The 15,702-nt window shown below is 36.7% G+C and carries 8 protein-coding genes; 6 read left to right on the top strand and 2 right to left on the bottom strand.

What is annotated here, in order from left to right; all coding sequences use genetic code 11:
* Positions 1-38 precede the first annotated feature (38 nt).
* The 5 genes from D0817_RS21085 (at position 39) to D0817_RS21065 (ending at position 10,452) form a co-directional block, all read left to right on the top strand.
* The gene (locus D0817_RS21085) at positions 39-845 is read left to right on the top strand and encodes a hypothetical protein (RefSeq protein ID WP_127340330.1); all 807 of its coding nucleotides are present in this window, start codon (positions 39-41) and stop codon (positions 843-845) included.
* 87 nt (positions 846-932) lie between these two features.
* Positions 933-1,892 carry a GSCFA domain-containing protein gene (locus D0817_RS21080; RefSeq protein WP_127340329.1) on the top strand — a complete coding sequence of 320 codons (960 nt, stop codon included), beginning with the start codon at positions 933-935 and terminating at the stop codon, positions 1,890-1,892.
* 217 nt (positions 1,893-2,109) lie between these two features.
* A complete protein-coding gene (locus tag D0817_RS21075) occupies positions 2,110-7,212 on the top strand; it encodes a translocation/assembly module TamB domain-containing protein (RefSeq protein ID WP_127340328.1) in 5,103 nt (1,700 codons plus the stop codon).
* Positions 7,196-9,511, top strand: a complete 2,316-nt coding sequence (gene tamL / locus D0817_RS21070; RefSeq protein ID WP_127340327.1) for a translocation and assembly module lipoprotein TamL — start codon at positions 7,196-7,198, stop codon at positions 9,509-9,511. Before D0817_RS21075 ends, tamL begins: the two co-directional genes overlap by 17 nt.
* Positions 9,512-9,822: 311 nt before the next feature.
* Positions 9,823-10,452, top strand: coding sequence for a DUF4230 domain-containing protein (locus tag D0817_RS21065; RefSeq protein WP_127340326.1), 630 nt, complete (start codon positions 9,823-9,825; stop codon positions 10,450-10,452).
* 371 nt (positions 10,453-10,823) lie between these two features.
* Here D0817_RS21065 and D0817_RS21060 read toward each other — a convergent pair whose 3' ends face one another.
* The gene (locus D0817_RS21060) at positions 10,824-12,581 is read right to left on the bottom strand and encodes an aromatic amino acid hydroxylase (RefSeq protein WP_127340325.1); all 1,758 of its coding nucleotides are present in this window, start codon (positions 12,579-12,581) and stop codon (positions 10,824-10,826) included.
* A 155-nt stretch (positions 12,582-12,736) separates the two neighbouring features.
* Positions 12,737-13,120, bottom strand: a complete 384-nt coding sequence (locus D0817_RS21055) for a group III truncated hemoglobin (protein WP_127340324.1) — start codon at positions 13,118-13,120, stop codon at positions 12,737-12,739.
* Between the two features lie 371 nt (positions 13,121-13,491).
* On the opposite strand from D0817_RS21055, the gene D0817_RS21050 reads away from it, so the two are divergent.
* Positions 13,492-15,645 carry an RICIN domain-containing protein gene (locus D0817_RS21050; protein ID WP_127340323.1) on the top strand — a complete coding sequence of 718 codons (2,154 nt, stop codon included), beginning with the start codon at positions 13,492-13,494 and terminating at the stop codon, positions 15,643-15,645.
* Positions 15,646-15,702: the final 57 nt, after the last annotated feature.

Below are 15,702 nucleotides of genomic sequence, written 5' to 3'. Positions count from 1 at the left end.
TGATTAATTTATATTTATCCCAGAAAAAATCTAATCACATGAAAAAACTTTTACTTCTTTTTTGCACTGTAACATTTGTATTGACATCTTGCTCTAATGATGAAAATTCTTCCCCTGAAAATTCTTCTCAACAAGATAATTCTGTACTACCCAAAACTATTTCTTATATATATCCTTCCCTTTTACTAGGTGTTGATAGTAAAAGTAGTGCGATGTACAGCGGAAACAAAATTTTAAGTAGCAGTGAAGAGGGATATAAAACAGTATTTACCTACGATGGAGATTTTATTACAAAGCAAGCGGTGTTTAAGTTGGATAAACAAGGAAACCAAACCATAGTTAAAGAGGTTGCATATACATATGAAAATGGAAAATTAAAGACCAGAATCTATAGAGTAATTATTAACGGACAAAGTGGTAGCAGTGATTATATACAAAAAACAGTCTATACTCAGAATACTAATGATCTGATTTCTTATTTAAGTTATTCTGTTGATGCAACAACTAAAATTGAGAATTTAATTAATGAAGGAACTTTGACTTATCAAAATGGCAATCTTGTAAAACTTCAACAAAAGGTAAATTCAATAACAACAACATCAGTTTATGATTATGATACAAAACAGAATCCTCTTAAAAATATTTTAGGTTTTAATTTACTACTAGATGAAATCTATGGATTTGGAAAAAATAATATTATAAAAAACACCAAAATATCATCTGAAAATACTAATCCGACCGTTTATTTAACAAGTTATACTTATAATGAAAGAGGCTATCCAATCAGAAACACCTCATTGAGTGGAGGAGGATCAGTAGAATATGAAATTGAGTACACTTATTAGAATCTATGTCTCATAAAAACCAAATACTTCAATATTTGGTTTTTTTATTGGTGGAAATTCGTGAAATTCGTGATTAAATAATAAGCCATGCAATTCAGAACCTTAATTCCAATTTCAAAAACCAATAATCCAATCGATTATAATTCGAAAATAATTTCTATGGGTTCCTGTTTTGCTGAAAACATGGCTGATAAGTTCGACTATTTTAAGTTTCAGAATCAAACAAATCCGTTCGGAATACTATTCAATCCGGTTTCTATTGAAAAAGTAATAGAAAGAACAGTTCGGGAAGAATTATTTACAGAGAAAGATGTTTTCTTTCATAACGAACGCTGGCATTCTTTCGAAACACATTCCGATTTAAGCAATTCAGACCGACAGGAATTACTCGAAACACTGAATAAGGCGATAGAAATAACCAACAAACAGTTAAAACAAGCTACACATATCATTATCACGTACGGAACATCGTGGATTTACAAAAATATAGAAAGCAATGCCATCGTTGCCAATTGCCATAAAGTCCCGCAAAAACAGTTTGTAAAAGAATTATTATCCGTTGACAGCATTCAGAAAAGCATTCAGAATACCATCGATTTAATTCAGGCCGTGAATCCCGATATCAATTTCATTTTTACCATTTCCCCGGTTCGTCATATAAAAGATGGTTTCACAGAAAATCAACTTAGTAAATCACATTTATTTACGGCACTTCATCAGGTTTTAAAAACGCATAATGCACAACCCATAACGCATAACTATTTTCCTTCTTACGAAATCATGATGGACGAACTTCGCGATTATCGTTTTTATGCCGACGATATGCTGCATCCCAACCCGGTAGCAATTGATTATATCTGGAAAAGATTTTCTGAAAATTATATTTCAGAAAACAGTATTTCGACAATGCAGGAAGTAGAAGAAATACAAAAAAGCCTGCGTCACAGAAGTTTCAATCCGGAATCGGAACAACATAGGAAATTCTTAGCCAAACTGCAACAAAAAATGAATCTTCTGGGCGAAAAATTACCACACATCAGATTTTAAAAATCAACTAAAATCAGCCTTTAAAGAAAAAAATGTCTGAGTTTTTAGCTATTCTATGAAAAATAAAAAGTAAGAAATTAACTATTTGGCAGTGAAATTTTAGAATAATTGACGGTAATTATGTAAATTGTTAAAGTTAAAATTTTACAATTTTGTAGGCTGTATAAAACAGTCCATACACTAACGCAATTCTAATCTAAAAGTGTTTTATTAACATATGAATAAGAAATCAGTTCATTTTCTTAAAAAAACATTACGCATTCTGCTTTGGTGCGTAGGTTCTATTATTGCACTTTTATTACTTCTCATTATTTTAATTCAGGTACCGTCGGTTCAGAACTATGTCAAAGACAAAGCCGTAACCTACCTTCATAACAAAATAAAAACCAAAGTTTCATTAGATCATATTTCTATAAAATTCCCGAAAGATGTAGTGCTGGAAGGTTTCTATTTTGAAGATCAGAATAAAGATACCTTGCTGGCTGGTAAACGTTTAGAGGTCGATGTGGATTTGTTTAAACTGGTTAGCAGTGAACTCGAAATTAATTCCGTTGCACTTGAGAATGTCAATGCCAATATCTCGCGAAATAAGGAAGGTGTTTTTAATTTCGATTATATCATTAAAGCATTCGAATCAAAAGACGATAAACCCAAAGATCCCGATAGTAAACCTTTTAAAATATCAGTGGTCGACGTCAGGCTGGATCATATTAATTTTAATTTTAAGGATGATTTTGCCAAAAATGATGTCAAAGTAAAACTGACGCATTTTGATACCAAATTCAATAAATTCGATTTGGACAAAATGGATTTCGATATTCCGAATATTAACTTAAACGGATTGAAATTAGGTTTAGATCAGGCTGCTGTAGAGAAAATTGCAGAAGTCTCTGTTGAAACCGTTGATACTATTTCTAAAAGAAAAGACTTCAAATTAAAATTAGATAAAATCAGTTTGTCAAAAATTGATATTGCTTACGATAATAAAGATTCAAAACTGGATTCGGGAATAAAACTGGGCAATTTAGATTTAACAGTCAATGAAATTGACCTGAACAAACAGCTTTTGGATTTTGATTCTTTCGAATTGAAAAACCTGAAAGGAAACTTACGCTTAGGCACAAAAGACAAACAAATTAAAGCACCGAGTTTAGATTCGACTGCAATAAAACAAACCGGCTGGAAAGTAAAACTAAAGACGGTAAATATTCAGAATATAGCCTTCAGGTTTGATGATATGCAGTCTACACCAAATCCAAAAGGCATCGATTACAGTCACCTTGATCTGAGCAAATTCAATCTTATTGCAGACCAATTATATTACGGAAACGATACCATTTCCGGAAATATAAAAGCACTTGCCGCCAATGAAAAAAGCGGATTGCAAATTCAGTCTTTAAAAACCAATTTCTTTTACGGGCCAAAAAATGCTTCTCTGGAGAATTTGTATGTAAGAACGCCACAAACGCTTTTACAGAATAAAATCACGTTGAAATATGCATCACTTGACGCATTAAAAAAGGATTTAGGAAACCTGACTTTAGATGCCAATTTAAATCAATCTAAAGTGGGTTTCAAAGATATTTTGCTTTTCGCTCCGGATTTAAGAAAGTCAAATCCGTTTAAAAGTAATCCTAATGCAGTTTTATACCTGAATACCCGTTTAAACGGAAAAATCAAAGACCTGAATATTCCGTTATTTGAAATGAGCGGAATCGGAACCACAAGAGTTTCCCTTTCGGGGAAAATCAAAGGCTTGCCGGATGCCCAAAAAGCCTATTACGACCTGGATATTAAAAAACTGTCCAGCACTGCTAAAGACGTATATTCTTTTGTGCCGGCAGGAACCATTCCGAAAAACATTCAGTTGCCTTCACAATTTAATTTAATTGGAAAATTTAAAGGTTCCGTGCAGAATTTCAAAACCAATTTGGCTTTGAACAGTAGTTTCGGAAATGCAAAAGTAGATGCCTTGTTTGATCAGCGCGTCAAAAAAAGAGAGAAATACGACGCAACGGTTTATTTGCTTGATTTTAATTTGGGACGATTAATCAAAAACGATTCCATTGGGAAAATCACGCTGAAAGCAAAAGTAAAAGGAAAGGGACTGGATCCTAAAACGGCTCAGGCAGAACTGGACGGGATTATTCAGAAGGCGGTATTCAACAGATATACCTACAGAAATCTGGCTTTGAAAGGCCATATCGAAAACGGATCTTTTGCCGTAAAATCCGGCATGAAAGACCCGAACCTGAATTTTGATCTTGTAGCCAGTGGTGATACGAAAGACAAATATCCATCCGTAAAATTAAAACTAAACCTGGATATTGCCGATCTCGAAAAACTGAACCTTCATGCCGGCCCAATGAAATTGCGCGGAAATGTTGATGCAGATATTGCCAATAGTAATCCGGATTTTTTAAACGGAAAAGTATTTCTTTCCAATATACAGATCTTACAGGCTGCAGAACCAATCGTTTTAGATTCGGTTCGTGTCATTGCTTTTTCAGATAATACCAGAAACAATATCAAGCTAAGCTCGCAGTTTTTAAAAGCCGAAGTAGACGGAAAGTACAAACTGACGACCTTAACAGCAGCTATAAAAAAATCGCTTTCCAAATATATGGATCTGAAAAATCCGAAAGTAAACGGGGAATCAGACGAACAGCGTCTGGCTTTTACGCTAACTGTAGACAATGATCCGATATTATTTAAACTCGTTCCGAAACTGACAGGACTGGAGCCAATTAAAATTACAGGGAAATACAATAACGTAACCGATTCTTTGGAAATAAAAGGAACGATTCCGCGAATTGTGTACGCCAATAATACCATCTCCGACGGAAAAATAAATATCGAAGGCAAAGAAAACGCGCTGGAATATCAGATTTCCGTGGCAACCATAGAAAGCGGTGAATTGAAAGTTCCGTTTACCAGTTTGTCCGGTAAAGTTGAAAATAATATTCTTACCTATGCTTTGCAGGTAAAAGATACCAAAGAGAAAGAACAGTATGTTATTGCCGGAGAATTTCTGCGTCAGGATGGTAAAAACATTTTAAAAATCAGCCCGGAAAATTTTGTACTGAATTACGACAAATGGAGTATCGATCCTGAAAATGCAATTGAGATGGGCGATAAAAGGCTTTATATCAATAAATTTTTTCTCGCGAATTCCGGAAACGAACTTAAAATACAGTCTAAAAACAATCAGGATAATGCACCGATTGAAGTTGATTTCGTGAATTTCAAAATTGAAACCATTCTGAATATCGTCAAAAAAGACAAACTGCTTATGCAGGGGTTAATTAACGGAAATGCAGTGGTCGAAAACGTAATGACATCGCCCATTTTTACTTCAGACATAAAAATAGCTGATTTTGCTTTTAAAGGAGAACCTGTAGGGGATATTGCGATAAAAGTAGATAACAAATCAGCCAATACATTAGCAGCCAATGTAGTTTTGAGTGGGGAAGGAAACGATGTAAACCTTACCGGAAATTACAAAATCAACGGTGGCAATTTAGATTTTAATGTTGCGATTAATAAATTGAATATCAAAAGTATTCAGGGTTTCACAATGGGTAATGTTACCGAAGGAACCGGATTTTTATCGGGGAATTTCAAAATTACAGGAAATACATCGGTGCCGAAAATTGCCGGTGAATTAAACTTTAATGATACCGGTTTCAGAATCACACAGCTGAATTCTTATTTCAAAACCAATAACGAGAAAATCACTTTCAATAACGAAACCATTTCATTTGATAAATTCTCGCTTCTGGATGAAAATGACAATGAATTATTCGTCGACGGAACCATTCAGTCAGCAGATTTCAGAAACTTTAATTTTGCCTTAGTGGTTCAGGCAGAAGATTTCAGGGCGATTCATTCGAAAGCTGCGGATAATGATTTGTTTTACGGTGATTTATTTTTAGATACGAAATTAAACATCAAAGGAAACCTTGAAAGTCCGGTTATTAACGGGACAATCAAAATAAATAAAGAAACAAAATTCAGCGTTGTTTTGCCACAGTCAGATCCTTCCATTGCGGACAGAGAAGGGATTGTTGAGTTTGTTAATGAAGATAATATGTATCTGAAACAAACGATTGACATGAAAAACAAACTCGATCAGGCCGAGTTAAAAGGTATGGATGTCAACGTGGCCATTACGATCGATAAAGAAGCAGAACTTACTTTGGTCATTGATAAAGGAAATGGGGATTATCTAAATCTAAAAGGAGAAGCGCAGCTCGTTGGAGGTATTGACAAATCGGGAAAAACTACATTAACAGGGAAATACGAATTCACGGATGGAGCTTACGAAATGAATTTCAATGCCATCCGAAGAAAATTTGATATCCAGAAAGGAAGTTCAATCGTCTGGAACGGAGAACCAACAATGGCGACGTTAAACATTACGGCCATTTATAAAGTCAACACCGCGCCGATTGATTTGCTTGGAAACCAATTGTCAGGGATGGATCCGGCGGTAAAAAATACCTTTAAGCAAAAACTGCCTTTTCAGACTTTATTAAAGATGAAAGGCGAATTACTGAAACCGGAAATTTCATTTGGAATTACTTTGCCGGACGGCAGTTATGATGTGGCATCGAATGTGGTAGAACTTACGCAGACCAAACTAAAACAGCTGGAGCAAGATCCGAACGAATTAAACAAACAGGTCTTTGCACTTTTATTACTGAACCGATTTGTAGGTGAAAATCCGTTTGAGAGCGAAAGTGGCGGTACAAGTGCAGCAACACTGGCCAGACAAAGTGTAAGTAAAATTTTATCCCAGCAGTTAAATGACCTTGCGGGAGAATTGATTACAGGAGTTCAGTTAGAATTTGACCTGGAATCGACAGAGGATTATACGACCGGAACGATGGAAAACAGAACCGACCTGAATGTTGCGGTTTCTAAAAAATTACTCGACGACCGATTGAAGGTGACCGTAGGAAGCAGTTTTGGAGTAGAAGGCCAGGAACGCGCCAACGAAGAAAGTACCAATATTGCGGGTGATGTCGCTTTAGATTATCAGCTTACAAAAGACGGACGCTATATGGTTCGGGCATATCGAAAAAATCAATATCAGGTGGCCGTTGAAGGGCAGGTAGTAGAAACAGGAGTAGCTTTTATTATCACGATGAGTTACAATAAATTCCGTGAACTTTTTCACCGTACAGAAGCCGAAAGACAATTGATTAAAGAAGAAAAAGTCCGTAAGGAGAAAAGAAAACAGAAAGAGAAAGAAGAAAAAGAAAAAAAGGAAAATCAACCGGAAAATCAAATTGAAGGAAATGAGCAAAAAACATAGCAATATAGAAACACATTGTATAAGGTATTTTATAGTGCTGTCCTTATTTTTTGTTTTTGGATGCAGTAATACGAAATACCTGCCGGAAGGTGAGTTGCTGTATACAGGAGGTTCTGTGACTGTAAAAGATTCCATTATAAAAAAGAAAGAAAGAAAAGCACTGGAAAAGGAACTGGAAGGCTTACTTCGTCCTAAACCAAATAAACAGATCTTTGGGTTAAAACCTAAACTCTGGATCTACAATATTGCAGGAGAACCTAAAAAGCAAAAAGGAATCCGATACTGGCTGCGAAATACGGTAGGGGAACCACCGGTACTTTTCAGTAAAGTCGATCTGGATTATAATGCATCCGTTTTGCGAAATTTTACCGAAAATCGAGGTTATTTCAAAACCAGGGTAAGTGCAGATTCTACCGTAAGAAACAAAAGGGTGACAGCCGAATATACCGTGACGCCTAAAAAACAATACATTATAAAAAGTGTTACTTTTCCCGATGATTCGCTGAAAATGTCCAAAATTATTGCCAGATCAGCCAGAAGAAGTCTGCTGAAAGTAGGCAAACCATACGATCTGGACCTTATTAAAGCCGAAAGAGAACGAATCGATGCCAGGCTAAAAGAAAAGGGATATTACTATTTTAATCCCGATTATATTCTGGCCAAAGTAGACAGCAGCAAAGGCGATCATGAAGTTAAAATCAGACTGGTCATCAAAGACGAAGCACCGGCAAAAGCACTGACAGCGTATAAGATTGGTAACATATTTGTTTATCCGAATTATTCTTTGTCCAATGACAGTGTCGTTTACCGCAAAAGAGATATCAAACAATACAACGATTTTACGATTATAGATACCGCAGATACTTTTAAACCAAGGGTTTTTGACAGAACGATCTATTTTAAAAAAGGCGATTTGTATAACAGGAAAGACCACAATCTTACCTTAAACCGTTTTGTAAATCTCGGAACTTTTAATTTCGTTAAAAACGAATTTCGGGAGTCGGACAGTATACCAAAGACTTTGGATTCGTATTACTACCTAACGCTTTTGCCAAAGAAGTTTATTCGTGTGGAGGTTTTGGGAAAAACCAATTCGGCGAGTTATACCGGAACCGAAATTAATGTCAACTGGAACAACAGAAACTTCTTTCGCGGTGCTGAATTGTTTACCGTATCTGTTTTTGGAGGCGCTGATTTTCAGCTTTCAGGAAAGAACAGCGGGAAGAATATTTTTAAACTCGGTGCAGAAACCAGTCTGACGTGGCCAAGGTTTATTACGCCCTTTCATATTCAGGGAAACAGCGAATTTGTGCCAAGGACCAAGGCCACCCTTCGATACGAATATCAAAACAGAACGCAGCTGTATGCCTTGAATTCGTTTAATTCTTCCTTTGGATACCTGTGGAAAGAAAACATTCGTAAAGAACATCAGCTGAATGTTATTGATGTGACCTACGTAAGCCCGAATCATGTAACGGATGAATATCTGGCTGCTATAGCAGAAGATCAAGCATTGGGCAAAGTAATCGAAAAACAATTGATTTTCGGGCCTACCTATTCGTTTACTTACACCAATACGATGCAAAAGCGTAAAAAAAATACGTTTTATTTTAATGGGGAATTAGATCTGGCCGGAAATATTACCGGATTGGTAACAGGCGCCAGCATCAAAAAAGACAATGTCAAAAATATATTCGATGTTCCGTTTAGCCAATATGTGAAAGTAAAAACAGATTTAAGACATTATTTAAAATTAGGAAAGGAAAGCGAATTGGCCAGCAGGGTGATTCTCGGCATTGGATACGCTTATGGAAATTCCAATGCACTTCCGACATCCAAACAGTTTGTAGTGGGAGGAACCAACAGTATTCGTGCTTTCAGGGCAAGATCGCTGGGTCCGGGAAGTTATAAGGCCGAAGTCACTGCTAATGATTATGTGCCGGATCAGTCTGCCGATTTAAAACTGGAGTTTAATACCGAATACCGCGCAAAACTTTTTAGTATCGTAAGAGGAGCTGTCTTTGTAGATGCCGGTAATATCTGGCTACTACATAATGATCCAAACCGCCAGGGTGCAGAAATCACTAAAGATTTCATGAAACAGCTTGCGGTGGGAGCAGGAGTGGGATTGCGTTTTGACCTGTCTTTTTTGGTTTTAAGAACCGATTTAGCATTTCCGTTACGTGTTCCGTACCTTCCTGAAGGACAAAGATGGGTGATTGACGATATCAACTTCGAAAGCGGCCCCTGGAGAAAAGAAAATCTGATTCTGAATATTGCGATAGGATATCCTTTTTAAAGTTTTTTTTCCGCTAGGAATTTTTTTAGCCACGAATTACACAAATTAACACGAATTTCAACTGTTGAAATTTATCAATCAATACAAAGCATAGATTAGTGGAAATTCGTGCCATTCGTGGCCAAAGAAAGATTCCAGAATGTTTTTGCTGCGAATTACGCGAATTAACACGAATTAGCGCGGGTGGAATTTATCAATAAACACAAAGCACAGATTAGTGAAAATTCGTGCCATTCGTGGCAAAAAAAACTTCACCCCAACCAGAATCCTTTTGAAAAAAAGAAGTAAATTGGTCTACTAATTAAATTATAATGCAAAACTTACTGAAAAGAATTTTATCCGTAGCAGTAATTGTAGTTCTTGTGATTTTGGCTTTCAAATATTGCCAATTCAAAAAAGAAGATGATTCTACAATTGACTATAACACCAATCTGATTCAGCAGCAAATCGTAAATGTTGGAAAATTAGTGGTGACCGAAGGACATTTTTCAGAAGTGATCACCTATAAAAATCAACAGAAATACTTGATGAATATGGTTTCTTTTGAGAAGAAAGCCCTTGTTGTCGTGAACGCAAATGTTACGGTAGCGTATGATTTGCATAAAATGAAATACGATATCGACGAAAAAAATAAAACGATTACCATTCTGAATATTCCAAAAGAAGAAATAACAATCAATCCCGATATTCAGTTTTATGATGTCGAACAAAGTAAACTAAATCCGTTTACAGGAGACGACTACAATAAAATTAATAAATCAGTTAAAGCCAATCTGGCAAAGAAAATCGAAAAATCTTCCCTTAAATCAAATGCCCAAAACCGCCTGATCAGTGAGCTGTCTAAGATTCTGATCTTAACCAATTCAATGGGCTGGAAGTTACAGTACAACGGAAAAACCATTGAATCGGATACAGATTTTAACCAGGATTTGAAATTGTAAAGGAAAGGTTCAAAGGTTCAGAGTTACAAAGGTTCTAAGGTTTTTTTGCTACAGATCAATCCTTGATCTTTTACTTCGTCTGTTCGCTATCACTAGGTTGTCCTCCTTCGAATCACAAAACACATAGAAAACTTTGCGCCTTCGCGACTTTGCGTGAAATCAAATCAGGCCCATCTGCCCCCATCTGCGGGAAAAAATCTGCGGAAACCAGTTTAAATCCGTGAAATCCGCGAACAAACCCATTTTCCTAAAAAGATAATCTGCTCCATCTGTCCAAATCTGCAAAAAAAATCTTGTGCAAACCAGTTTAAATCCCTAAAATCAGCGTCAAAATCGAGCAGTACAAAAACTTTAGTATTTAACAAAAAAAACTAAACCGCTTTCTTATCAAAAATCAAATCCAGACCACCCGAAATCAAGTGCGCGACTTCAGGACGTTTTGCCTTCAATTGATCCAGGTAAATTAAAACTTCTTCCAGTAACGCAGTATCATCCGAATTTTTCAGAAGCTCCGCGATTTCTACCGAAAGCAGCCAATCGTTAGCATGATTATTTTTAAGTTTTTCAAAGACAGATTTCACTTCTGTTATTGAATTTTTATTTTCTCTGATCAGGCGAATAGTCTGATATAGCGTTTCTAATTCATCACGTTCGTCAGTATGTTTTGCTTTTATGGTTGTTGTTGTGGGAACACTATTAATGAGGTCAAAACTATTAACATCAGCTGGTCCTGAAAATGCCGAAACGACTTTTTTGCCAATGGCCATATCGTAATTTCCCCATTCAGGCTGAAACAATACGGTCTCGCCATGTGTTACCGTACAATTCCTGAAACTGATCAGGATGATTTCTCCGTGCAGGTTTCTGGAGCCGGTAATAATTTCACCTTCCACAATAATATTGCCTTCAAACTCTAGTTTTACAGCTTCATTTTCAACAATGTTATAGGCCTGTAAATCCTTTGGACTCATATCTTCAATCGCGAGATTAAAACCTTTCAGTTTCCCAATCGGACTTCCGAATCCTTCCGGATGTGTCAAAGTCCCGTGGCCTACTAATTCTTTTTCACGGTACGCCAAAGCTGTTTTTCCGGTGGTCTGAATATAGACAGGTTTTCCTTCGTCTTCAATCACATTGGTAAAAACACCAGAAACCTGTAAGCCTGTACTTAGTTCAATTGTGCCTAAAGCATTCGAATGAATCAGTTTGTTTATCCCGGAAATTCCTCCGGTGCGCAAAGCCATTTTATTGGCAAATTCTTCCAATATCAAACTCAGGTAAGAGAAATTGGGAGTTACATATAATTGGGGCTGTAATTGTGTAATATCAAAATTCTGATTCGCTGCTGAAATATCGTAAGGGATTTTCTTCACATTGTCGGTCATACACCAGGCACTTTCGCCAATAGACGAAAGCAATCCGGCACCGTATATCTTCGGATCCTCAACCGTTCCGATCAGTCCGTATTCAACCGTCCACCAATGCAGATTCCTAATCTGGGCCATTTCAGATAACTCGCCCATGTTGTTTTGTAAATCAGCAACTGCTTTTTCGGCTTCGTCGATTTTTTCCTGTGGCGTATCTTCGGCTTCCTTCAAAATAGAAAGCAGGCGAATCGCTTCGTACATCTGATAATCTTTATGCGATGAAATAGCTTTGCAGCCAATTTCTCCAAAACGTCGCAGGTATTCCGCATATTCCGGATTGGCAATAATAGGAGCGTGGCCGGCACCTTCGTGGATAATGTCCGGTGCAGGTGTGTATTCGATATGTTCCAATTGTCTGATATCTGATGCGATAACCAAAACGTTGTACGCCTGAAATTCCATAAAAGCATTAGGCGGAATAAATCCGTCAACCGCAACCGCAGCCCAGCCAATTTCGGTCAGAATCCGGTTCATGCCATACATACTAGGAATAGAATCTATTTCAATTCCCGTTTTTCGCAGACCATCCAGGTAAGAATGATGGGCCACTTTTGATAAATAATCCACATTTTTACGCATCACATAGCGCCAAACTGCTTGATTTATAGGTGTGTAATCGCTATAATCCTGAGGTTTAATGAATTGCTTTAAATGTTTAGGCAATCGGTCTAATAACGGGTTTGATTCAATATTGGCATTCATTTCGAAAACGTTGTAGATTAGAATGTAAAATTACGAATTTACACAGCTATTTTTTGCTATTCGTTAGATTTTTTTTGTCCGAAATGATTTTTTATTGCGTTTTTCGTGAGTTCAGCAGGCAGATCGCGAATAGCTTTTTTGGCCCGCCTATCAGACTAGATATTTTCGGCATTCCTGAAATACTCAATTTTATAATTGAACATGTAGGCCATATTTGCTGCACGGACTTTAGCTTCATCGGCTAATTTACCGACAAACAAAAAGTCGACAGTTGCTGTAAAGATTTCCATCCAGCGATCAAAATGAGTCTGATTGACCGGTAACTGTTTATGTGGAGGGAAAGGACTTCCGGAATATGTATGTTCTTCTAACAAAATGGTCTGCCAAAAACGATACATCTTTTCCAGATGCTCCGGCCATCTGCCCAGCATCCTCTCATTAAAAATCGGACCGATTAAATCATCTTCCTGCACTTTTGCATAAAAAGTATTCACTAAAAGTTTAATATCGCCTAAGCTTGAAATATCCTGAGTTGCCATGTGTAAAAAGGTAAAATTCAATTGCAAAAATACAATATAAGAGAGGGTTTATTTTGTGATATTTATCATTTAACAGCACTTTTTGATTTTATATTTTTTTAAAATAAAGCTTTTTGTTATTCTTTTTCAGTAAAACTGATTTTGATGTATAATCTACTTTTCGTCACAATAGTTATTTATGTTTAAAATACTGTTATTCAATGTTATAATATTTAAACAGATATGCTTTTGTAAGGTTTTATGGCTGTTTTGATGTGTTTTTGTTAAGTTTGTAAATTATTGTTTTAATAAAAATTAACATAAATTTGAGGTTAATTAATAAAATTAATCTTAAAAATAAAGAAAAATTAAATTATCAAAACCTTAAAAAAATGAACAAAACTACCCCAAAAACCAAAAGCCGAATAAAGTCTGGTATAATGATACCAATCATTATTTTATTTCTCTTCACTGCTAAGACAAATGCACAGACAGTCACACCGTGGGTGACTACAGGAGACCAGTCCAAATTATTACAACAGCAAACCAATGTAAATTTTGGTGCCAATTCAGGAAGCAATCCCTCAACGGTAACCATTAATCCTTCAACGACTTACCAGACCATGGACGGATTTGGGTATACCCTTACAGAAGGAAGTTGTGAAGTGATCAGCGGAATGGCTGCGACTCAGCAAAATCAATTACTAAATGATCTGTACAATCCGACAACGGGTCTAAATGCCAGTGTGGTGAGAATTAGTATCGCAGCATCTGATTTAAGCAGCTCGTCTTATAGTTATAATGAAACATCGGGTGATGTCAATATGAATAATTTTAGCCTGAACGGACCAGATTTGACATATTTGATTCCGATTATAAAAAAGATTCTGCTCATTAATCCAAATATAAAAATATTAGCCACTCCATGGTCAGCGCCACGCTGGATGAAGACTAATAACTCTTGGGTTGGCGGAAGTTTGCAGACACAATATTATGCTGCTTACGCGAGATATTTTGTAAAATATTTTGCAGCCATGCAGGCGCAGGGGATTTCGATTTGGGGGATTACGCCTCAAAACGAACCTGAAAATCCAAATAACGAACCAAGTATGTTAATGAATTCAACCGAACAAAAGAATTTTATTAATACTCAATTGGGCCCACAAATGGCATCAGCTGGTTACGGAAATATAAAAATCATAGCTTTTGATCATAATTGCGACAATACAGCTTATCCTATTGATGTTTTAAACAATAGCAGCTATGTGGATGGCGCAGCTTTTCACTTGTATTTAGGAAATATTTCGGCTATGTCTACAGTACGGAATGCGACCAATAAAAATGTTTATTTTACCGAACAATACACCGGATCGGGTGGGAGTTTTAGTGGAGATTTCGGCTGGCACATGCAAAATGTGGTGATCGGAAGTACCAATAACTGGGCAAAAACGGTCCTGGAATGGAACGCAGCAAATAATTCAGGTTTAGGACCACGCACTCCGGGCGGATGCAACACTTGTCTCGGAGCTATTACCGTAAATAATAGTACCAGTTATACTAAAAATGTAGCCTATTATATTATTGGGCAGATTTCGAAATTTGTTAAGCCGGGTGCTCTAAGAATTAACTCCTCCAGTACAAACGGCAATATAGTTTCTGCAGGGTTCAAAAATCCTGACGGATCGATTGCACTTGTCGTATATAACTCCGGCGGATCCAATAATATAAGAATCGTTTCAGGATCATCTGCTTTTGATTACACAGTTCCCGGATCCTCGGCAGTGACATTTACTTGGGGTGCAGGAACACCGCCGCCAACTGGTTTTCCGGGCTATTACAATATCATTTCCAGAAACAGTAACAAAGGATTGGATGTAGCAGATAATGCTACCACAAGCGGCAGCAGAATTCAGCAATATGATATTACAAACGGCGGAGGAAACAATCAGCGTTGGAAATTTGTGTCGGCCGGAAGTGGCAATTATTATATTATTGTGAAATCAACTCAAATGTACCTGACTACCGAAAATAACGGTACCGGTGATGGCGTAAAAGTGGTGCAAAAAACTTTCGCTGCTACAAATGAATTCAAATGGACGGTGACCAGTCTTGGAGGAGGTTACTATAAAATCATCAATGTCAACAGCGGGAAATCACTTGATGTTGAAAATGTTTCAACTGCCAATGGCGCCAACATTCAGGTTTGGGCGTATACCGGAGGTTTAAATCAGCAATGGCAGTTGGTGCAGGTCGAATCCACGGCCAAAAATGCTATAACAAAAGATGTTGCTGCAGAAACGGAGAGCAGTGACAGGACCATTTTTATCAATGAAACGAATGATTATTTAAAAATCGGTACCAATCATCAAGGCGACGGATCCGTAGAAGTCTTTACTATTTCGGGACAGAGTGTATTGAAAAAACCGCTAAGTTTTGTGAAAGGAAATCCATCTGAAATCGAAATTTCAAAATTACCGGTAGGACTTTACATTGTTAAAATTAGTGATGACAAAGGGACTTATTCCAAAAAAGTCCTAAAACAATAAATTCAAATCTATAATTAGTTAGTAGTTTTTATTTGATTTGAAAGGCTGTCTGGTATC

The organism is Flavobacterium cupreum (assembly GCF_003996965.1).
GTDB classification, from domain to species: Bacteria; Bacteroidota; Bacteroidia; order Flavobacteriales; family Flavobacteriaceae; genus Flavobacterium; species Flavobacterium cupreum.
The sequence above is the reverse complement of the archived record's forward strand: the minus strand, read 5'-3'. Positions and strand labels throughout refer to the sequence as shown.

Coding starts and splice junctions, on each gene's coding strand:
- D0817_RS21085 (WP_127340330.1), top strand. CDS start 39: ATGAAAAAACTTTTACTTCTTTTTTGCACTGTAACATTTGTATTGACA.
- D0817_RS21080 (WP_127340329.1), top strand. CDS start 933: ATGCAATTCAGAACCTTAATTCCAATTTCAAAAACCAATAATCCAATC.
- D0817_RS21075 (WP_127340328.1), top strand. CDS start 2,110: ATGAATAAGAAATCAGTTCATTTTCTTAAAAAAACATTACGCATTCTG.
- tamL (WP_127340327.1), top strand. CDS start 7,196: ATGAGCAAAAAACATAGCAATATAGAAACACATTGTATAAGGTATTTT.
- D0817_RS21065 (WP_127340326.1), top strand. CDS start 9,823: ATGCAAAACTTACTGAAAAGAATTTTATCCGTAGCAGTAATTGTAGTT.
- D0817_RS21060 (WP_127340325.1), bottom strand. CDS start 12,581: ATGAATGCCAATATTGAATCAAACCCGTTATTAGACCGATTGCCTAAA.
- D0817_RS21055 (WP_127340324.1), bottom strand. CDS start 13,120: ATGGCAACTCAGGATATTTCAAGCTTAGGCGATATTAAACTTTTAGTG.
- D0817_RS21050 (WP_127340323.1), top strand. CDS start 13,492: ATGAACAAAACTACCCCAAAAACCAAAAGCCGAATAAAGTCTGGTATA.